The organism is Streptosporangium pseudovulgare (genome assembly GCF_014648055.1).
GTDB lineage: Bacteria > Actinomycetota > Actinomycetes > Streptosporangiales > Streptosporangiaceae > Streptosporangium > Streptosporangium pseudovulgare.
This window is the reverse complement of sequence record NZ_BMQJ01000013.1, coordinates 234652-254798: the sequence shown is the minus strand read 5'-3', so window position 1 is coordinate 254798 and position 20147 is coordinate 234652. Positions and strand designations below refer to the sequence as shown.

Annotated in this window: 14 protein-coding genes; 5 read left to right on the top strand and 9 right to left on the bottom strand. The window is 72.1% G+C overall.

Features of this window, described 5'->3' with window-relative positions; all coding sequences use genetic code 11:
• Positions 1-205: 205 nt before the first annotated feature.
• Positions 206-3013, bottom strand: coding sequence for an AfsR/SARP family transcriptional regulator (locus IEZ10_RS25240; RefSeq protein WP_189248984.1), 2808 nt, complete (start codon positions 3011-3013; stop codon positions 206-208).
• A 665-nt stretch (positions 3014-3678) separates the two neighbouring features.
• Between IEZ10_RS25240 and IEZ10_RS40045 the strand changes: the two genes are divergently transcribed.
• Positions 3679-3801 (top strand): hypothetical protein, encoded by a 123-nt coding sequence (locus tag IEZ10_RS40045; RefSeq protein ID WP_268246366.1) that lies wholly within the window; start codon positions 3679-3681, stop codon positions 3799-3801.
• Positions 3802-4082: 281 nt separating this feature from the next.
• Here IEZ10_RS40045 and IEZ10_RS25235 read toward each other — a convergent pair whose 3' ends face one another.
• From IEZ10_RS25235 to IEZ10_RS25205, 7 genes are all read right to left on the bottom strand, one after another.
• Entirely contained in the window at positions 4083-6389 is a 2307-nt protein-coding gene (locus IEZ10_RS25235; protein ID WP_189248983.1) for an ATP-binding cassette domain-containing protein, read from the bottom strand.
• A 139-nt stretch (positions 6390-6528) separates the two neighbouring features.
• Positions 6529-6939 carry a VOC family protein gene (locus tag IEZ10_RS25230; RefSeq protein WP_189248982.1) on the bottom strand — a complete coding sequence of 137 codons (411 nt, stop codon included), beginning with the start codon at positions 6937-6939 and terminating at the stop codon, positions 6529-6531.
• Positions 6940-6944: 5 nt separating this feature from the next.
• A complete protein-coding gene (locus IEZ10_RS25225; protein WP_189248981.1) occupies positions 6945-7394 on the bottom strand; it encodes a helix-turn-helix transcriptional regulator in 450 nt (149 codons plus the stop codon).
• A gap of 84 nt (positions 7395-7478) precedes the next feature.
• Positions 7479-7931 carry an ROK family protein gene (locus tag IEZ10_RS25220; RefSeq protein WP_189248980.1) on the bottom strand — a complete coding sequence of 151 codons (453 nt, stop codon included), beginning with the start codon at positions 7929-7931 and terminating at the stop codon, positions 7479-7481.
• Between the two features lie 123 nt (positions 7932-8054).
• On the bottom strand, positions 8055-10601 hold the full coding sequence (locus IEZ10_RS25215) for an endo-beta-N-acetylglucosaminidase (protein ID WP_229811627.1): 2547 nt from the start codon (positions 10599-10601) through the stop codon (positions 8055-8057).
• 10 nt (positions 10602-10611) lie between these two features.
• The gene (locus tag IEZ10_RS25210; RefSeq protein ID WP_189248979.1) at positions 10612-11919 is read right to left on the bottom strand and encodes a glycoside hydrolase 5 family protein; all 1308 of its coding nucleotides are present in this window, start codon (positions 11917-11919) and stop codon (positions 10612-10614) included.
• Positions 11920-11969: 50 nt separating this feature from the next.
• The gene (locus IEZ10_RS25205) at positions 11970-12998 is read right to left on the bottom strand and encodes a LacI family DNA-binding transcriptional regulator (RefSeq protein WP_189248978.1); all 1029 of its coding nucleotides are present in this window, start codon (positions 12996-12998) and stop codon (positions 11970-11972) included.
• A gap of 98 nt (positions 12999-13096) precedes the next feature.
• Between IEZ10_RS25205 and IEZ10_RS25200 the strand changes: the two genes are divergently transcribed.
• Genes IEZ10_RS25200 through IEZ10_RS25185 form a run of 4 tightly spaced genes read left to right on the top strand, consistent with a single transcriptional unit; the run spans position 13097 to position 19266 of the window.
• Complete coding sequence (locus tag IEZ10_RS25200; RefSeq protein WP_189248977.1) at positions 13097-14377, top strand: ABC transporter substrate-binding protein; 1281 nt, start codon at positions 13097-13099, stop codon at positions 14375-14377.
• Complete coding sequence (locus tag IEZ10_RS25195; RefSeq protein ID WP_229811626.1) at positions 14374-15273, top strand: carbohydrate ABC transporter permease; 900 nt, start codon at positions 14374-14376, stop codon at positions 15271-15273. Before IEZ10_RS25200 ends, IEZ10_RS25195 begins: the two co-directional genes overlap by 4 nt.
• Before the next feature lies 1 nt (position 15274).
• On the top strand, positions 15275-16225 hold the full coding sequence (locus IEZ10_RS25190) for a carbohydrate ABC transporter permease (protein WP_229811625.1): 951 nt from the start codon (positions 15275-15277) through the stop codon (positions 16223-16225).
• Positions 16226-16251: 26 nt separating this feature from the next.
• Positions 16252-19266 carry an alpha-mannosidase gene (locus IEZ10_RS25185; protein ID WP_189248976.1) on the top strand — a complete coding sequence of 1005 codons (3015 nt, stop codon included), beginning with the start codon at positions 16252-16254 and terminating at the stop codon, positions 19264-19266.
• Between the two features lie 35 nt (positions 19267-19301).
• On the opposite strand, the gene IEZ10_RS25180 is transcribed toward IEZ10_RS25185, so the two are convergent.
• Positions 19302-19940 (bottom strand): maleylpyruvate isomerase N-terminal domain-containing protein, encoded by a 639-nt coding sequence (locus tag IEZ10_RS25180; RefSeq protein WP_189248975.1) that lies wholly within the window; start codon positions 19938-19940, stop codon positions 19302-19304.
• Positions 19941-20147 lie beyond the last annotated feature (207 nt).

The window sequence follows — 20147 nt, the reverse complement described above, 5'->3', positions numbered from 1 at the left end:
CCCGCGCGGACCCGATCCGAGAATCCCGCCTCGGCCGGGCGGGTCCGCCGGACAGGTTCGCCGACGCGGTGAACCCGTCCGGCGGACCCGGCCCGGCGGGGCTCCGGGTTCAGCGGCTCACCGCGGTCTCCCGCTCCACGCGCGACGGCTTCGCCGTACGCGTCGACGGTCCCCGGAGCGCCGCGGCGGAACCGCGGATCGGCGCTCAGACGGCCGGTGACCGGCGCCGAACGCGGTCGGCGTCCTCGGCGCGGTTCTGGGCTTGGTAGAGCCGTAACGCCTCGCGCCACGCGCTGCGGGCCTGCTGCCCGTCACCCATCGCGGCGTGGACTTCTCCGAGGTGTTCCCAGGTGTTGGCTTCGTCGAAGGCGTTGCCGATCTCCTGAAGCAGCCTGAGAGCCTCGTTGTAGTGACTCAGGGCCTGGTCGTACCGGCCCGTGTGGTGGGCGATGTATCCCAGGCTGTCGAGCGTGTTGGCCTCCCCGTCGCGGTGCCGGTGGCGGCGGAACAGGGCCAGGGCGGCTTCGCAGTGGGCGAGGCCCTCGGTGTGCAGTCCGAGCCTGCTCGCGTACCAGCCCATGTCGTTGAGCGCGTCGGCCATCCGCACATGGTCGTCGAGGGCCCGGTAGCGGTGCAGGGCCTGGGCGGTGTGCTCCAGAGCCCGCCGCAGGTCCTCCCGCTGCGCCCAGGACACCGCCATACCTTGATGGATCTGGGCCTGGGCGGCGAGGTCCCCGGTGCGCCGGGTGAGGGTGAGAGCCTGCTGGAAGTGATCCATGGCCAGGTCGTGCCGGCCCAGCCGGGCGCAGGCGTTGCCGAGGATCCGGTGGGCCAGCGCCTGGACCTCGGGATCGCCGAGATGGCGAGCGGCCTCCAGTCCCGCCAGCCAGCCGTCGAACTGGTCCTGTATGGCGCCGCGCCGGAAGTGGAAGGTGTCCAGGCTCCAGGTGAGCCGCCATACCGCTTCGTGCCGGTTCTGCTTCGTGGCGAGGTCCCGGGTGGCCAGCAGGCAGGCGTGTTCGTCGGCGAACCACGTCCAGGCGGCGGCGTGGTCGGCCGGCGGCCCCTGCCACCATCCGGGAGCGGGGGCGTCGAAGGTGATCGGTGCGCGGTGCGGCGCGAGAAGCCGTTCGGCGGCGTAGGCGGTGTGCAGGTGGAAATCGACCAGCCGCCGCAGCGCGGCCTGCCGGGCGATCTCGGACCGGTCCTCGCGGACTTGTTCGGCGGCGTAGAGACGGACCAGGTCGTGCATGCGCCACCGGCCCGGAATGTGCTGATGGATCAGCGACATCCCCTCCAGTTCTCGCAGCGGTCCGCGTACCCGGGTGGGCGGCAGGCCGGCCAGGGCGGCGACGGCGCCGAGGCCGATGTCCGGGCCCGGCGCCAGGCCCAGCAGTCCGAACACCTCGGAGGCCCGCGCGGAGAGGCCACGGTAGGAGGTGGTGAACACGGCGCGCAGGTTGGTCCGCAGGTCCCCGGTGTCCCACGCGTCCAGCCGGCCGGCGGTGTCCCGCAGTTCGGTGGCGAGTGCGGCCAGCGGCAGCCGCGGGCTGAGCACGGCGCGGGCGGCGAGGACGGCCAGTGCCAGCGGCAGACCCGCGCAACAGTCCAGCAGGTAGGCCACGGCTTCCGGTTCCGCCGCCAACCGGTCGGCGCCGAGCCGGTGGAGGAGCAGCCGGTGGGCCTCGGCGTCGTCGAGTACGTCCAGAGCCACCGGCCGGGTGTCGTTGGCGGCGGTCATTCCGGCCAGCTGGTGGCGGCTGGTCACCACGACCGTGCAGGTGGGGCTGCCGGGTAACAGGGGGGTGGCCTGGTCGGCGTCGCGGACGTCGTCCAGCACGATCAGCATCCGCCGTCCGGCCACCAGACTGCGGTAAAGGCCCACCTGCGCGTCCAGGTCCGTCGGTGTCCTCTCGGGGGCGACGCCGAGTGCCTCCAGGAAGCCGCGTACGGCGATGGCCGGGGACAGCGGCTGCTCGATCGGATCGAAGCCTCGCAGATCGGCGAACAACTGTCCGTCGGGGAAACGGTCGATGTTCTCGTGCGCCCAGCGCAGGGCGAGCCACGTCTTCCCGATGCCCCCGATCCCGCCGATGGAGGAGATCACCACCGTGCCCCCCGGCCGGCCGGATTCGTCCAATGCTCTGCTGAGCTGCTCGAGTTCGGCTCTCCGGCCGGTGAACCTGGCCGGCGGGGCCGGCAACTGACGCGGCACGACGCCGGGCGGCCCGGACGGTGTGGCCGGTGTGGGGGCGGGCGGTGTGGGGGCGGGCGGTGTCGTCGTGGGGTCGGCGGTCAGGATGCGGCGGTGCAGGTCCTGCAGTGACGGGCCGGGCTCGGCGCCGAGTTCCTCGACCAGGTGCAGCCGGATTCGCCGGTAGTGCCGCAGGGCGTCGGCCGGCCGGCCGCTGCGGTACAGGGCGAGCATGAGCTGACCGGCCAGTCGCTCGTCCAGCGGATGGCGCGCCGCCCGTATCGTCAACGCGGGCACCAGTTCGGCATGCCGCCCCGAGCGGAGGTGGACGTCGGTGAGGTCCAGTTCGGCGGCATGCCGCTGCTGGACCAGCCCTTCGCGCAGCGTGTTCAGCCAGGGGGTGTCCAGGCCGGCGAGGGCGTCCCCGCGCCACAGGGCGAGCGCCTGCTCCAGCAGACGCCGGGCGTGGGCGTCGTCGGCGGTTCGGGCTTCTCCGACCCAGCGCTGGAACCTGTGCATGTCGACCGTCATGGGATCGACGCTGATCACATAACCGCCGCTCCGCGGTGCGATCCGCGCACCGTCGACCGCCGCCAGTGTCCGCCGCAGGCGGGACAGGTAGCTGTAGAGCGTGTCGCGGCCGTGCCGGGGCGGGTGGTGACCCCACACCCGGTCCAGGAGCTGATCGATCGACACGCGCCTGCCGGCCTCGGTCAGCAGCACCGCGAGTACGCACCGCTGGCGGTGATGTCCGAGTTCGACGCGTCGACCGTCCGCGCGAACCTCCAGGTCACCCAGAAGTCGGAATTCCGCCGGCACACCGCACCCCAATCTCTCGATCACCCGTGTGTAACCGGCTGCGATCTGCCGATTCAAGGTTATTCGCAAGGATTTTTCAGGGTCGGCCGCGCATCGTCGTCTACGAACCCGGACGCGGTCGTCGCCGGATCCACTTCCCGGACCGAGGCGGCCGGCTGCTGCCACCGAAGGAGATCCCATGAAACACACGCTGCTGCGCCTGGCGGCCGCCGTACTGCTCGCCGCCTCCGCCACGGCCGGCGGGGTGGCCATCGCATCGTCCGCGTCGGCCGACATGGCCCACTGCTGCTGACGGAGGAGATCCCATGAAACGCACTCTGCTGCGCCTGGCGGCCGCCCTGCTGCTCGCCGTCTCCGCCACGGCCGGCGGGGTGGCCGTCGCATCGGTCGCGTCGGCCGATGACCAGCACTGCTGCTGACGAACACACGGCGAGGCAAAGCACCTTCGACAAGGAGATCCCATGAAACACACGCTGCTACGCCTGGTGGCCGCCGTACTGCTCGCCGCCTCCGCCACGGCCGGCGGGGTGGCCATCGCGTCGTCCGCGTCGGCCGACACGATCTACTGCTGCTGACGAACACACGGCGAGGAGAAGCGCCTTCGACCGGGAGGCACAGCGGACGCCGAGGACCCCGCCGGCGTCCCGTCACACGAAGGAGATCCCATGAAACGCACTCTGCTGCGCCTGGCGGTCGCTCTGCTGCTCGCTGCCTCCGCCACGGCCGGCGGAGTGGCCGTCGCATCGGTCGCATCGGTCGCGTCGGCCGATGACCAGGACTGTTGCTGACGAACACACGGTGAGGAGCGGCACTGCCGCTGATGAACCGCGGTGAGGAAAGCGCCTTCGACCGGGAGGCACAGCGGACGCCGAAGGTCCTGTCAACGCCCGTCGAAGGCGCTTTTCACGTTCAGGAGCGGGGGCCGGCGGCCGCGGACCACGGATGCCGCCGGCCGCCGTGATCGGGGGCGTGCGCGTCGAGCCGGGGACGGACGCTTCGGGGACCGTGCCCGTGCGGGGCCCGTTCAGGGCCGCGCACGGGCACGGTCCGAGGGGCCCGGTCAGGCGCCTCAGGCTCCGATGTAGGCCGCGAGGTGCTCGCCGGTGAGGGTGGAACGGGCGGCGACGAGGTCGGCGGGGGTGCCCTCGAAGACGATCCGGCCGCCGTCGTGACCGGCGCCGGGACCGAGGTCGATGATCCAGTCTGCGTGCGCCATGACCGCCTGGTGGTGCTCGATGACGATGACCGACTTGCCGGAGTCGACGAGCCGGTCCAGCAGCCCGAGCAGCTGCTCGACGTCGGCGAGGTGCAGGCCGGTGGTCGGCTCGTCGAGGACGTAGACGCCGCCCTTCTCGGCCATGTGGGTGGCCAGCTTCAGCCGCTGCCGCTCACCGCCGGACAGCGTGGTGAGCGGCTGGCCGAGGCTGAGGTAGCCGAGGCCGACGTCGGCGAGCCGGGCGAGGATGGCGTGCGCGGCCGGTGTGCGCGCCTCACCGGCGCGGAAGAACTCCTCGGCCTCGGTCACCGACATCGCGAGCACCTCGCTGATGTCACGGCCGCCGAAGCGGTACTCCAGTACCGACGCCTGGAACCGCTTGCCCCCGCACTCCTCGCAGACGGTGGCGACGCCGGCCATCATCGCCAGGTCGGTGTAGATGACGCCGGCGCCGTTGCAGTTGGGGCAGGCGCCCTCGGAGTTGGCGCTGAACAGCGCCGGCTTCACGCCGTTGGCCTTCGCGAACGCCTTGCGGATCGGGTCGAGCAGCCCGGTGTAGGTCGCCGGGTTGCTCCGCCGCGACCCGCGGATCGCGCCCTGGTCGACCGACACCACGCCCGCGCCCGCCGGGATCGACCCGTGCACGAGCGAGCTCTTGCCGGAGCCGGCGACGCCGGTGACGACGACGAGCACCCCGAGCGGGATGTCGACGTCGACGTCGCGCAGGTTGTGCGCCGTCGCGCCGCGGATCTCCAGCTTCCCGGTGGGCGTCCGCACCGTCTCCTTGAGGGCGGCCCGGTCGTCGAGGTGGCGGCCGGTGAGGGTGCCGCCGGCCCGCAGCCCCTCGACGGTTCCCTCGAAGCAGACGGCGCCGCCCGCCGTACCGGCGCCGGGGCCGAGGTCGACGACGTGGTCGGCGATCGCGATCATCTCCGGCTTGTGCTCCACGACGAGCACCGTGTTGCCCTTGTCGCGCAGCCGCAGCAGCAGGTCGTTCATCCGCTGGATGTCGTGGGGGTGCAGGCCCGTGGTGGGCTCGTCGAAGACGTAGGTGACGTCGGTGAGGGAGGAGCCGAGGTGGCGGATCATCTTGGTGCGCTGCGCCTCGCCGCCCGACAGGGTGCCCGAGGGCCGGTCGAGCGAGAGGTAGCCCAGCCCGATCTCCACGAACGAGTCGAGGGTCTGCTGCAGCGTGGCCAGCAGCGGCGCCACCGACGGCGCGTCAAGGTCGCGGACCCATCCGGCCAGGTCGCTGATCTGCATCGCGCAGGCTTCGGCGATGTTGACGCCCTTGATCCGCGAGGCGCGGGCGGCCTCGTTGAGCCGGCTGCCGCCGCACTCGGGGCAGGCGGTGAAGGTGACCGCGCGGTCCACGAACGCCCGGATGTGCGGCTGCAGTGCCTCCCGGTCCTTGGACAGGAACGACTTCCTGATCCGCGGGATCAGCCCCTCGTAGGTCAGGTTGATGCCCTCGACCTTGATCTTGGTCGGTTCCCTGTGGAGCAGGTCGTGGAGCTCGCCCTCGGTGAACTCGCGGATCGGCTTGTCGGGGTCGAAGAAGCCGCAACCGGCGAAGATGCGGCCGTACCAGCCGTCCATGCTGTAGCCGGGGATGGTGAGCGCGCCCTCGTTGAGCGACTTGCCGTCGTCGTAGAGCTGGGACAGGTCGATGTCGGTCACCCTGCCCATGCCCTCGCAGCGCTGGCAGGCGCCGGCGGGCTCGTTGAAGCTGTAGTGGAACGACGGCCCGGCGCTCGGCTCGCCGAGCCGGCTGAAGAGGATCCGCAGCATCGCGTTGGCGTCGGTGGCCGTGCCGACGGTGGAGCGGGAGTTGGCGCCCATCCGCTCCTGGTCGACGATGATCGCCGTGGTCAGCCCCTCCAGCACGTCGACCTCCGGCCGCGCCAGCGTCGGCATGAAGCCCTGCACGAAGGCGCTGTAGGTCTCGTTGATCAGCCGCTGCGACTCCGCGGCGATCGTGCCGAACACCAGCGAGCTCTTGCCCGAGCCGGAGACGCCGGTGAACACCGTCAGCCGGCGCTTGGGGATCTCGATGCTGACGTCCTTGAGGTTGTTCTCCCGCGCACCCTGCACGCGGATCAGGTCGTGGCTGTCGGCGAGGTGCGGCGAGGGCGACTGCGGGTCCGTCCTCGGGGCCATGCTGTGTCTCCATTCGTTGCGGGGGATGAGAGGGCCCGCCTTCGGTCTCCACCGGCGTCGCCCTGCATGATCTAACCAGGTACGGGCGACATTTCCGGTTTTCTCCCGCGGGTGGGGCCCGGCTCCCCGGGCGGGCGGCTCAGCGCAGCTCGTTGATGCGGACCAGGTTGCCCGCGGGGTCGCGGAAGGCGCAGTCGCGGACGCCGTACGGCTGCTCGGCCGGCTCCTGGACGACCTCGGCGTCGCCGGCCCGGATCCGCTCGAAGACGCCGTCGAGATCCTCGGTGGCGAAGACGATGGCGGCGTAGGTGCCCTTGGCCATCATCTCGGCGATGACGCGGCGCTCGTCGTCGGTGACGCCGGGGTCGGCGGCCGGCGGGTACAGGACGATGGACGTGCCGGGCCGGCCGGGGGGACCGACCGTGATCCAGCGCATCCCGCCGTAGCCGATGTCGTCGCGGACCTCGAAGCCGAGGGCGTCGCGGTAGAAGGCCAGGGAGGCGTCCGGGTCGTCGTGCGGCAGGAAGACCGAATGGATGGCGATGTCCATGCCGGTCACCCTAGCCGCGGCTCCGCGACCCGGGCTTCTCGATTCCTGACCGGTCTGGTCACCTGTTTGGCCACGCACGACGGCATCCCCTCCGTCGCGCCCGCCGCGTGGCGGCGGTAGGCGCTGGGCGGGATGCCGACCAGTTCGGTGAAGCGGGTGCTGAAGGTGCCGAGCGACGAGCAGCCGACCGCGAAGCAGACCTCGGTGACGCTGAGGTCGCCCCGGCGCAGCAGCGCCATGGCGCGCTCGATGCGCCGCGTCATCAGATAGCTGTACGGAGACTCGCCGTAGGCGAGCTTGAACTCGCGGCTGAGGTGCCCGGCCGACATGTTCGCGCCGCGGGCGAGCGCCTCGACGTCCAGTGGCTGCGCGTACTCCCGGTCGATCCGGTCGCGGACGCGGCGCAGCCGCGCGAGGTCGCGCAGGCGTTGCGCCGAGGGGGATCTGCCGGTCACACCGGAATCGTACGGCCCGCCCGCCGTCGCGGCTCCCGCCCGCCCGCGGTGGCGGGGTCGGGCGTGACGCGGCGGCCGGCGCGTTCAGCGCCGCGCGGTCCGGCCCGCCGTGGCGGGCCGCCGGGTCAGCGCGGCGGCCCCGACCAGTCCGGCGTCGCCGCCGAGTGCGGACGGGCGGAGCCGTACGCGGCGCAGGAAGTCCAGCCCGGCGAGCCGCTCGAACCAGGTCCGCAACGGGGTGAACAGCACGTCCCCGGAGCGGGCCACGCCTCCCCCGACCACGACGAGGTCGAGGTCCACGGCGGCCGCGGCGGACAGCATTCCTCCGGCCAGGGCTCGTGCGGCGCGGTCGAACGCGGCCGTGGCGACCGCGCGGCCCTCGCGGGCGGCGAGCCGCGCCACCGTGCGGAACACCTCCTCGGGGTCGTCGGTGCGCGGGGTGGGGCGGGTCCGGCGGTGCGAGACGGCGCCGCGGGGATCGACGAGCGCGGCAGCGATCTTGGTGCCGCCGATGTCGACGGCCAGGGCGTGGGTCACGGGGACTCTCCGTCAGTGGCGGTGGTGGCCGGCCGCGCCCCCGGGAGCACCGGGGGCACCGGGGGCACCGGGGGCACCGGGGGCACCGGGGGCACGGCCGGACGGGTGGCGCGCGTTACCGCGCTACCTCCCCCACGCCTCGAACTCGTAGATCCGGGCGGCGGGGTCGGTGTTCTGGGTCGGCTTGGTGATGGACAGCCGGAGGTACCGGGCGGTCAGTGCGACGGGGTGGGTGGTGGAGGCCGCCGTGTTGCCGGTGACCGTCACGGCGGTCTGCCACGGGTCGGAGGAGCCGGAGCGCACCTGGATCGTGAAGTCCCGGGTGTTGAACTGCGCGGACTCCCCGCCGGCCTGGGCGTGCCGGACCACGAGGCGGCTCAGCGAGCGGACCGAGCCGAGGTCCACCTCCAGCCGCTTCTCACTGGTCGTCGTGCACCACTTGTCGGAGTTCCCGCCGGTGACGCTGCCGTTCACGGCCTTGGCGGGGCCCTCGTTCGCGTTGCACTGCCCGGAGGCGGTCGCCGTACGGCCGAGCGCGACGTTCTCCTCGCCGGGCTCGCCGGACCAGGTGACGGTCGCGGTGGCCGCGGGCGAGCGGCCGTACTCGGTGGAGACGGCCTCGACCTCGATCGTCGTACCGGTCTCCGAGCCCGCCCGGTCGAGCTGCGGCACGAAGTACACGTCGTTCGGGGTCGCGCCCAGGTACGTCCGGGAGCCGCCGGCGTTGCGGCGGTAGACGTCGTAGTGGTGGACCTGGCCGGAGCCGGACGCGCTCCAGGCCAGGCGGAGCGACTTGCGGGACGGGGACACGTCGGCCGCGCCGAGCACCTGGAGGCCGGAGGGCGCGGCGGGCGCGTCCACGGCTCCGTCGTACACGGCGAGCTGCCCGACCCGGATGTCGTAGGAGGCGGCCGAGCCCTCGGCGCGCAGGCCGAGCTGGGCGATGGTCCTGCCGGCGTACGCCGACAGGTCCAGGGTCCTGCGCTCCCAGCCGGTGCCGCCCGTCGATCCGAGGTCGAGCGTGGTGAAGGCGGTCGGCGCGTCGGTGAAGGCGACCGCCGCCTTCAGGCGGGTCGGGCCCGCGGCCGGGGTCTTGACCACGACGGACAGCTTGGTGTCGGCCGCCACCGGCAGCCTCGCCTGGTAGAGCCGCACGGTGTTGGCCGCGTCGAGCCTGCCGGTGAGCCGCAGCGAGGAGCCGCCCTCGTACGCGTCGCCGTAGTCGATGGACGGCGTGAGCCGGGTCCCGGCGGACTCCACCACCCACCGGTAGGTGGGCGGCACGTCCTGCACCGACAGGTTGTTCCAGCCGCCGGTGCGCACGCGGGTCCCGGCGACGTTGTAGAAATCGCCGTGGCCGGTGTTGAACCCGGTGACGAACGGCTTCGCGGTCACGGCCGTGGACTCGGCGACGTAGTGCGCCAGACCCTTCCAGGAGGAGGAGGTCGCGGTGTCGGACGGGTCGGCGTTCGCGCCCACCCAGAACCGGGAGTCACGGGTGCGGAAGTCGGCCGGGCCCGAGGAGGACTTCCACGTCCATTCGGGCCGGTAGATGCCCAGCGAGGTGACGTGCGGCTGCCCGGTGGGGAACACCGCGTCCCAGTTCACCCCGGTGTCGTATCCGTTCGCCTCGGTGTCGATGCCCGCGTACAGCTCGTGCTCGTCCCGGCCGAGGCCCCGGGCGTGGGTGCGCGAGGAGGCCAGGGCTCCGGCGCCCCAGCCGAAGTCCAGGAACATGGAGTCCGCGACGCGGCCGCCGTCCTCCAGGAACGCGTCGTTGTTCCCGTTGAGCGCGTCCTGCCAGGAGACCGAGCCGCTCTCGGTCATCGCGTCGTACCACATGAACTCGACCGGGCCCTTGGCGCGGGCGTACTTCATCAGCGAGCGGATCTCGGTCGCCAGCGCGGCGTCGCCGCCCGCCGTCTCCTGGTTGATGAACCAGCCGTCGAACCCGTAGTACCGGGCCGCCTGCACCAGTTTGTCGGCGACGGGGTAGGACGAGCCGGATTTCCGGGCGAAGTCGCGTACCCACTGGATCTGCCCGCCGTACGCCGTGGGCGGGAAGAACACCGTGCCGTACACCTTGACGCCGTTGCGGTGGGCGGCGTCGATCACCGTCGCGTTAGGGGCGAGGATCAGGCCCTCGCCCGCGGAGCCGCCCCAGAAGACGAGCGTGTCGATGTACTGCCAGTAGGTGAAGGCGTAGTGGTTCGGGTCAAGCGAGCCCTGCGAGGGATTGCCCGAGGTGGGCGCGAACGACACCAGCGAGGCGACCTCGCCCTCGCCGGCGCGGGCGTTCGCGTTCGCCTTCAGCGCCGGGTCGGAGGTGCGCGGCCGGAGCGGCACCCGGGACCTGTTGAACCGCGCGTCCGGGTCCGTCGCCGGATCCCAGTCGAGGATCGTGTTCGGGTACCAGTAGGAGGCGTACGGCTGGGTGCCCGGCTCGGCCGCCTCGGCCACGCGGGCGGACCGCGCGGGCGTCCCGGACGGCCGCGGGCCCGCGGTGGGCGCGGCGGACGGGGTGATGGAGGGGATGGTGGAGCCGGCCGGGGACGGGGTCCCCGGCGGTGCCGTGAGACCGGGGTTCTCCGGGTTCGCGTGGGCGGGGAACGCGACGAGGAACGTCGCGATCACGGCCCCGCACACGGCGGGTAACACACGACGACGCATCGGTGGCTCCTTACTCCTGGGTGACAACCACGTCGATCCCCCGAGTCCTGAGGTGTGGCGCGTCGTCGGCGCGGTCGCCGGCGACGACGGCGAGCGGGCCGGCCTGGCGCAGCCGTACCCACTCGGTGTGGAAGGGGCCGCCGGGCGCGACCTCGGCCCGGCGCTCCGGCTGGGTCCGCAGGTCGACCGGGCAGCGCAGGGCGCGCCGGCCCCCGGCGGCGCGGCCCGCCCCGGCGATCCGACCTGTCCCGGCGATCCGACCGGTCCCGGCGATCCGACCGGTCCCGGTGGCGCGGCCCGTCCCGGCGGCGCGGCGGACTTCGCCGATGACGGCCTCCAGTTCCTTGGCCGCGGGCTTGGGACGGTGGTCCACGGTGAACAGGCCCAGGTCGTACTCCCGCTCGGGGTAGTCGGCCAGGGACCGGTCCAGGTCGTGGGAGCACCACCAGGTGACGCCCCACAGCGCCGGGTTGGCGGTCACGGCGCCGAGCGTGCGGCGGACGAACTCCGCCGCGTCGGCCCCGGGCACGTCGGGCAGGGGCACGCCGATCTCCTGCAGCCACACGGGCCGGGCCGGGTCGAGCGCGGTGGCCGCGGCCAGCTCGACGAGGTAGTCGGCGTGGGTGACGGTGGCGGGCCCGAGCGGGCCGTCGATCTCCGAGACGCCGTTGAACACCCACGAGTGGACGGTCGTCAGGTCGCCGAGGTCCACGTTGTCGGCCGGGTGGAACGGGTGCCCCGGGTCGTACCACGTGGCGTCGTACAGCGAGTGCAGGGCGAGCAGGCCGGGTGCGGCGGCGCGGACGACGTCGATCAGCTCGGCCGCCCAGCTCCGGGACTCCTGCGGTGTGGTGGGGTTGGCCGGGTGGAGGTTGTTGACCTCGTTGCCGAGCGTCACGGCGAACACGTTGTCCCGGCTCGCCACGGCGCGCGTCAGCGTGTCGGCGTACGCGGCGATGCCGTCGCGGACGTCGCGGTCGGTGAAGACGCTGCGCCGGTGCCAGGTCAGCACCCACGACGGCAGGAAGTCGAAGCTGGACAGGTGCCCCTGGAGCAGGTCCACCGCGACGGACAGGCCGAACTCGGCGGCGACGTCGATGAGCGCGAGCACGTCGTCGACGCCGCGCCGCCGGATCAGCGCGCGGTTGGGCTGGATCCACGGCCAGACCGGGAACACGCGCACGTGGTCCAGGCCGATCCCGGCGAGGTCCTCGAAGTCCCGGCGGTAGGTGTCGGGCGAGGGGTCGAGCCAGCTGTGGAACCAGCCCGCCGAGGGCACGTAGTTGGCACCGAAGCGGATGGGTCGGGACAGGAGCACACGTCCTCCGGGGGTCGTCCGATCTCCCGGCGGAGCCTAAACCGATTTAGTTATCCTGCCAAGTCCCCGGGCGGAGCCGTGCTCTCCCGGACGGTGAGGCGCGGGGTCGCCGTCCTGACGTCCCGGTGCAGGCCGGGCTCGTCGATCACCTCCAGCATCACCTCGGCGAGCCGCCTGCCGAAGACGAAGGTGTCGCGCGAGAGCGCGGTGATGGCGGGGTGCGCGATGCGGGTCAGCACCGAGTCGTCGAAGGCGACGATGGACAGCTCGTCCGGCACCCGCACGCCCATCTCGCCCGCGACGCCCAGCCCGGCCAGCGCCATCACGTCGCTGTCGTAGACGATGGCGGTCGGCCGGCGGGGGCGGGACAGCAGCGTCCTGGTCGCCGCGGCGCCCTCGGAGTCGCTGAAGTCGGTGGGCACGGACACCGCGTCCTCCAGCCCCAGGCGGAGCACGGAGTCGCGCAGCGCGCGCACGCGGCGCCGGGTGTGCCGGAACCCGGGGAGTCCCGCGACGTGGGCGACCCGGCGGTGGCCGAGCGCGGCGAGGTACTCCAGCACCGACAGCATCGCCTCGCGGTCGTCGGCCCACACGCTGGACAGGCCGCCGTGCCCGCCCGGCCCGCCGAGCACCACGGCGGGCACCCCCAGCTCCTCCAGGACCTCGATACGCGGGTCACGGACCTTCAGGTCCACCATGACGAACCCGTCCACCCGGTGCGCGGAGGCCCACTCGCGGTAGACCTCCATCTCGGCCTCGGCGTTCTCGACGATCAGCAGGTGCAGGGCCACCGACCGCGCCGACAGCCCCGCCTGGAGCCCGGACAGCAACTGGGCGAAGAACGGCTCCACCCCGAGGGTGCTGGCGGGCCGGGCGATGACCAGGCCCACCGCCTCGGCGCGGGCCCCGCCCAGGGCCCGGGCGGCGCTGTGCGGACGCCAGTTCATCTCCTTCGCGACCTGCAGGATCCGCGCGCGGGTGGCCTCCGCGACCCCGGGGCGTCCGTTGAGCGCGAAGGACACCGCGCCCTTCGAGACCCCGGCCCGCTCGGCGATGTCGGCGATCGTCGGCCGGTTCACCGCGGCTCCTTCACAAGTTCGTCTCAGCTATTGACACACGAGTCTAGCCGGGGAGATAGTCCGGCAACTAAAGCGATTTAGAGACCAAGGAGAGTACCATGCGCAGGCGCTGGACAGGGCCGGTCCTGGCGACGGTCATGATCGCCTCGGGGTGCGGGCTCGGCGGGGCGGACCCGGAGGGCGGTGCCGCCCCGGCCGCGGCCGCCACCGGCGAGGTGAAGGGCAAGGTCACGCTGCAGACGTGGGCGCTGAAGCCCAAGTTCACCCGGTACATGGAGGGCGTGATCGGCGCCTTCGAGAAGAAGTACCCGGGCACCGACGTCGAGTGGCTCGACCAGCCCGCCGACGCCTACTCCGACAAGGTCCTCAGCCAGGCCGCGGGCGGCACCCTGCCCGACGTCGTCAACCTGCCGCCCGACTTCGCCCGGCCGCTGGTCAAGCAGGACATGCTGCTCGACGTCGCCCAGGTGGACGCCAAGCTGGCCGACGAGTACGTCGCGGGCGGCCTCGACGCGTACCGGTTCCGCGGCCACCAGGGCACCTACGGCTACCCGTGGTACCTCAACACCGACGTCAACTACTGGAACTCCGAGTTGATGACGAAGTACGGCCTGGACCCGGAGAAGCCGCCGGCGTCCTTCGACGAGCTGGTCGAGCAGGCCCGGATCATGAAGGAGAAGTCGGGCGGCAAGGTCCTGCTGATGAGCCGCCGACCCGAGCTCGGGGACCTGAAGGAGGCGGGGGTCGAGATCCTGTCCGAGGACGGCACGAAGTTCGTCTTCAACACCCCCGAGGCCGCCGCGGTGATCGACAAGTACCGCGCCGCCTTCAAGGAGGGCCTGATGCCGCGCGACGTGCTGACCGACACGTACGCCGGCAACGCCAAGCTGTTCAACGAGGGCGCGGTGGCCTGGACCACCGGCGGCGGCAACCACATCACGAGCGTGGCCAACGAGAACCCCTCGCTCGCGCCCAAGATCGTGGCCTCCCCCGACTTCGGCGTCCCGCCGCTGTACGTCCAGGGCCTGTCGGTCTCGAAGAGGACCAGGAACCTTCCGGCCGCGATCGCGCTGGCCCGCTGGGTGACCAGCCCGGAGAACCAGTCCGCCTTCGCCCACCTGGTGAGCGTCTTCCCGAGCACGAAGGCCTCGGCGAACGACCCGTTCTTCAGCAGGAGCGACGGCACCAACGCCGGGGACGCCAAGGTCATCGCCTTCACCTCCCTGGCCAAGGCGGAGGTCCTCCAGCCCTTCGAGGTCACCGACGCGATGAGCAAGTTCATCCGGCAGCAGGTCTCGGCCGCCCTCACCGGTGAGATCTCCGCCAAGGAGGCCCTCGACACCGCGGTCGCCGAGTGCAACAAGCTGCTCAACCAGTGACGTCCCCCGCATCGGCACACCGGGGGCGGCTGCGCCGTCTGTTCACGCCCTGGGCACTGATGGCGCCCGCCGCGCTGTGGCTGCTCGTGTTCAACGTCTGGCCGTCGATCAACACGATCGTCCTGGCGTTCACGAACTCCAGGCCGCTGGGCGGCGGGCGCTTCACCGGCCTGGACAACTTCGCCCGGGTGCTGAGCGACGCCCAGCTCGCCGACGCGCTGCTCAACAGCATCGTGTTCATGCTGGTCTGCCTGCCGTTGCTCACGATCCTGCCGCTGCTCCTGGCGATCCTGGTCGAGAAGAAGATCCCGGGCATCGCGTTCTTCCGCACCGCCTTCTACACACCGGTCGTCGCCTCCGCCGTGGTGGTCGCGCTGATCTGGAGCTGGGCCCTGAACGACCGCGGCCTGGTCAACGGGTTCGCGCAGTGGCTCGGCGTCATCGCCGAACCGATCCCGTTCCTCACCGAGCGCTGGCTGCTGGTGTTCAGCGCCATCTCGCTGACCGTGTGGAAAGGGCTCGGCTACTACATGATCATCTACCTCTCGGCGCTCGGGAACGTCCGGCGGGAGCTGCACGAGGCCGCGGCCGTGGACGGGGCCGGACCGGTCCGCCGGTTCCGGAGCGTGACGATCCCCGGCGTGCGGAACACGATGCTGCTGGTCTCGGTGATGGTGGCGGTCTCGGCGCTGCGTGTGTTCTCGGAGCTGTTCATCCTCTCGAACGGCACCGGCGGCCCCGGCGGGCGCGCCCAGTCCGTCGTGATGCTCATCCAGATGTACAGCCGCGGCTTCTACGGCCACTTCGGCTACGCGTCGGCGCTCAGCATCGTGCTGTTCGTCATCACGGTCGGCCCGATGCTCCTGCTGCTCCGGCTCAACAGGAAGGCGGCCTGACATGCCCGACGTCACACCACGCGCCGCGCCCCGGCCGCACGGCGCACCCGATGGGGAACCGGAGCCGGAGCCCGGCCCGAGCCGGCAGGCGAGCCGTACGCGGCGGCGGGGGCGGGACGGATTCGGCAGCCCGGGACCGGGCGAGCTGGTCCTGCGCTACGCGCTGCTGGTGCTGGTCCTCCTGCTGCTGATCTCGCCGTTCCTGTGGCAGTTGTCCACCTCGCTGAAGAGCCTGAATGAGGACATCTACACCGGGACCCCGAGCTTCCTGCCGGAGCAGCCGACATTGGACAACTACGCCCAGGTCGCCGAGACCATCCCGGTGTGGTCGTACGCCGTCAACTCGCTCATCGTGGCCGCCATCGTGGTCCTGGGCAACGCCGCCGGAGCGACCCTGGCCGGCTACGCGCTGGCCCGGCTGAGGTTCCGGGGTGCGAAGCTTCTGCTCGTGGGGTTCCTGGCCACGCTGGTGCTGCCGGGCGAGGTGACGATCATCTCGCAGTACATCACCGTGCGCGGGCTCGGCCTGGCGGACACCCTGCTGGGCGTCGCGCTGCCCGGCGCGATCGGCATGCTGAACGTGCTGCTGATGCGCACCGCGTTCCAGGCCATCCCCCAGGAGACGGACGAGGCCGCGGTCATCGACGGCGCGACCCCGTGGCAGCGGCTGATCCACATCGGCCTGCCGAACGTGCGGGGCATGCTGAGCGTGATCACGATCTTCGCGTTCATCGGGGCCTGGGACGACTTCCTGTGGCCGCTCATCGTCCTCAACGACCCGGAGAACTTCACGCTCACCGTGGGCCTGCAGTACCTCAACGGGACGTTCACCAACAACCCCCGGCTGCCGGCGGCCGGAACCATGATCTCCTTCATCCCCATCGTGATCCTTTTCGCGTCGTTGCAGAGGTTCTTCTTCCGCGGCGTCGAAGAGGGCGCGATCAAGGGCTGATCGACAACCTGACCGAGGAGTCTCCCATGCACGACGACCGCGCCCTGGTCGAGAACCGGCTCAAGCGGGTGCTCGACGAGCGGATCCGTCCCGCGGTGTACCCCGCGTCCACGCCGCTGGACGTGGCCGTCTGGCACGCGCCCGGCGAGCCCGTGCCGGTGGCCGAGGGCCTGACGGCCTCCCCCGCGCCGATCGCGGTCGGCGACGCGTGGGGCGCGCCGTGGGGTACGAGCTGGTTCACCGTCACGGGCACGGTGCCCGCCGAGTGGGCGGGCCGGACCGTGGAGGCCGTCCTCGACCTGGGCTTCGACGAGAACATGCCGGGCTTCCAGTGCGAGGGCCTGGTCTACCGGCCCGACGGCAGCCCGGTGAAGGGCCTCAACCCGCGCAACCAGTGGGTACGGATCGGCGCCCCGGTGGAGGGCGGTGAGGAGGTGCGGCTGCACATCGAGGCCGCCTCCAACCCGGTGATCCTCGACTACCACCCGTTCCTGCCCACGAAGCTCGGGGACAGGGAGACGGCCGGGAGCGAGCCGCAGTACACGCTGGCCCGCATGGACCTGGCGGTCTTCGACGAGACCGTCTGGCAGCTCGTGATCGATCTGGAGGTGCTCGGCGAGCTGATGGCGGAGCTGCCCGTGGACGGCGCCCGCCGCTGGGAGCTGCTGCGCGCCGTCGAGCGGGCCCTCGACGCGATCGACCTGCAGGACGTCAACGGCACGGCCGCCGCCGCCCGCGCCGAGCTGGCCGGGGTGCTGGCCACGCCCGCCGCGCCCTCGGCCCACCGGATCAGCGCGGTCGGGCACGCCCACATCGACTCGGCCTGGCTGTGGCCGCTGCGCGAGACCGTGCGCAAGGTCGCCCGTACGGCCTCCAACATGACCGCGCTGCTGGAGGACGAGCCGGAGTTCGTCTTCGCCATGTCCCAGGCGCAGCAGTGGGCGTGGGTCAAGGAGCACCGGCCGGAGGTCTGGGCCCGGGTCGTCAAGGCCGTGACCGATGGGCGATTCGTCCCGGCCGGCGGCATGTGGGTGGAGTCGGACACGAACATGCCGGGTTCGGAGGCCATGGCCCGGCAGTTCGTCCACGGCAAGCGCTTCTTCCTCGACGAGTTCGGCGTCGAGAACGAGGAGGCGTGGCTGCCCGACACGTTCGGCTTCGCCGCCGGGCTGCCGCAGATCATCAAGGCGGCCGGGTCGAAGCGGCTGCTCACCCAGAAGATCTCCTGGAGCCAGGTCAACAAGTTCCCCCACCACACGTTCCTGTGGGAGGGCATCGACGGCACCCGGATCTTCACCCACTTCCCGCCGGTGGACACGTACAACTGCTCGATGAGGGGCGGCGAGATCGCCCACGCGGCACGCAACTTCAAGGACAAGGGCGTGGCACGGCACTCACTGGCCCCCACCGGCTGGGGCGACGGGGGCGGCGGCACCACCCGCGAGATGGTCGCCAAGGCGGCCAGGATGCGCGACCTGGAGGGGTCGGCCGCCGTCGTCTGGGAGACGCCCGCCGAGTTCTTCACCAGGGCCGAGGCGGAGTACCCCGCCCCGCCGGTCTGGGTCGGCGAGCTCTACCTGGAGCTGCACCGCGCCACGCTCACCAGCCAGGCCAAGACCAAGCAGGGCAACCGCCGCAGCGAGTCGCTGCTGCGCGAGGCCGAGCTGTGGGCGGCCACCGCGGCCGTGCGCACCGGGTTCGACTACCCCCATGAGCGGCTCGACCGGATCTGGAAGACGGTGCTGCTCCACCAGTTCCACGACATCCTGCCCGGCTCGTCCATCGCCTGGGTGCACCGCGAGGCCGAGAAGACGTACACCGCCGTGGCCGCCGAGCTGAACGAGATCATCGACGACGCGCAGCGGGCCCTCGCGGGGGACACAGGCTCCGGCGAGCTGGTCTTCAACGCCGCGCCGCACGCCCGCAACGGCGTCCCGGCCGGTGGCGCGGCCACGGCCCCGGCCCCCGCCCGCGGCGGACTCCGCGCGCGCGACGAGGGCGGGTACGTCCTGGACGACGGCCTGCTCCGGGTGGAGATCGACGACCGCGGCCTCGTCGTCTCCGCCCGCGACCTGCGGGCCGGGCGGGAGACGGTCGCCCCGGGGCAGGCCGCCAACCTGCTGCAGATCCACCCCGACTTCCCGAACATGTGGGACGCCTGGGACGTGGACCGGTTCTACCGGAACACGGTGACCGACCTGGTGGACGCCGACGAGGTCACGCCCGGCGACGAGCCGGGCTCGGTCCGCGTGGTGCGCTCCTTCGGGAGGTCCAGGGTCACGCAGGTCCTCACCGTGGAGGCCGGGCGGCTCGACATCCGCACCGAGGTGGACTGGCACGAGACCGAGAAGTTCCTCAAGCTGGCCTTCCCACTGGACGTGCACGCCGACCGGTACGCCTCCGAGAGCCAGTACGGCCACGTCTTCCGCGCCACCCACACCAACACGAGCTGGGAGGCGGCCAAGTTCGAGGCGTGCAACCACAAGTTCGTGCACCTGGAGGAGCCGGGCTGGGGCGTGGCGCTGGTCACCGACTCCACCTACGGCCACGACGTCACCCGGACCGTGCGCGCGTCCGACCCGGGCACGACCACCACGTTGCGGGTGTCGCTGCTGCGCGCGCCGCGGTTCCCCGATCCCGAGACCGACCAGGGCCTGCACCGGTTCCGGCACGCGCTGGTGCCCGGCGCGACGATCGGCGACGCGGTACGCGAGGGCTGGTTCCTCAATCTGCCCGAGCGGCGGGTCCCGGGCGCCGCCGAGGTCGCTCCGCTGGTCACCGTGGACGACGACGCGATCGTGGTGACCGCCGTGAAGCTGGCCGACGACGGGAGCGGGGACGTCGTCGTCCGCTTCCACGAGTCCCGGGGAGGCAGGGCCCGCGCCCGGATCTCCACCGGCTTCACCGCCACCGGGGTCGCCGTCACCGACCTGCTGGAGCGCCCGCTCGCCGGCACGGCCGCGCCAGAGCCGGCCGACGGGTCGGTGGCGGTGTCGCTGCGCCCGTTCGAGCTGGTCACGCTCCGGTTCAGCCGTCCCTGATCCGTGGGTTCCGGGTCCCCGGCGACCCCGGCCTTTCAGAAGGCGGTGATGGTGGCCGGGGCGCGTTCGGCGCGGCTGAGTGCCCGCAGGACGTCGGTCGGGCCGTGGCGGCGCACGGCCAGGCGGGCCAGCAGGCCGATCACCGTGTCGACGGCGCCCGGCGGGAACGTGGGTGTCGCCACGCCCACGCTGACCGCCAGGTCGTCGGAGTGGACGGCGAGCTCCATCATCCGGGTGATCAGCATGTCGTCGAGCGCCAGTGACCACGGTCCCCACAGCGAGATGCGCACCGGCCGGTTCGCCGTCGAGGCGAGGGTGCCGTCCAGTTCCGCGAGGGCCGAGTCCACGCGCGCCACCAGTGCCGCGTGTCCTTCCGCTGAGACCTTCTGACCGCCTCGCCGGACGCGGACGTTGATGTCGTCGTCGAGGCTCGCGCCGATCCAGCCCACCCGGGAGTAGTGCTCCATCAGGGCGATGGTCTCCTCTTGCGGCACCGGGCCGGTCAGAAGCCGTGGGATGGCCAGGATCTGGTAGGCCATGTGTCCCGCCAGACCGGCCACGCTGAACTCCGGCAGCGCGCTCGGCCGGCTCCAGGCGGCGGCGACCGCCGGATCGCGCAGCAGATCCGCGGCTGAGCGGGCAGTGGACAGGAAATCGGCTCTGATGTCGGTCATTTCCTACTCCTTCCAGCGAATTCCACCTGTGCGGGCCAGGCGGCATCCCACCGGCGGCGACGGTTGAGGACAGCAGGGTACGACGTTCCCCGCCTCTTGGGGCGGCCGCGTCTCAGTAGCCCTCCCGCCTCTCCCGCGGGCCTCCCCGGCCGGGCGCCGAACGTCGCCGGAGGCCGACGCCACCTGGAGGCCGAACGCCACCTGGAG

What these genes read in the sequence shown, in the direction of transcription:
- IEZ10_RS25180 (WP_189248975.1), bottom strand. Translation starts at nt 19,940, where the DNA reads ATGACCGACATCAGAGCCGATTTCCTGTCCACTGCCCGCTCAGCCGCG.
- IEZ10_RS25215 (WP_229811627.1), bottom strand. Translation starts at nt 10,601, where the DNA reads ATGCGTCGTCGTGTGTTACCCGCCGTGTGCGGGGCCGTGATCGCGACG.
- IEZ10_RS25185 (WP_189248976.1), top strand. Translation starts at nt 16,252, where the DNA reads ATGCACGACGACCGCGCCCTGGTCGAGAACCGGCTCAAGCGGGTGCTC.
- IEZ10_RS25200 (WP_189248977.1), top strand. Translation starts at nt 13,097, where the DNA reads ATGCGCAGGCGCTGGACAGGGCCGGTCCTGGCGACGGTCATGATCGCC.
- IEZ10_RS25235 (WP_189248983.1), bottom strand. Translation starts at nt 6,389, where the DNA reads ATGGCCCCGAGGACGGACCCGCAGTCGCCCTCGCCGCACCTCGCCGAC.
- IEZ10_RS25230 (WP_189248982.1), bottom strand. Translation starts at nt 6,939, where the DNA reads ATGGACATCGCCATCCATTCGGTCTTCCTGCCGCACGACGACCCGGAC.
- IEZ10_RS25190 (WP_229811625.1), top strand. Translation starts at nt 15,275, where the DNA reads ATGCCCGACGTCACACCACGCGCCGCGCCCCGGCCGCACGGCGCACCC.
- IEZ10_RS40045 (WP_268246366.1), top strand. Translation starts at nt 3,679, where the DNA reads ATGAAACGCACTCTGCTGCGCCTGGCGGTCGCTCTGCTGCTCGCTGCC.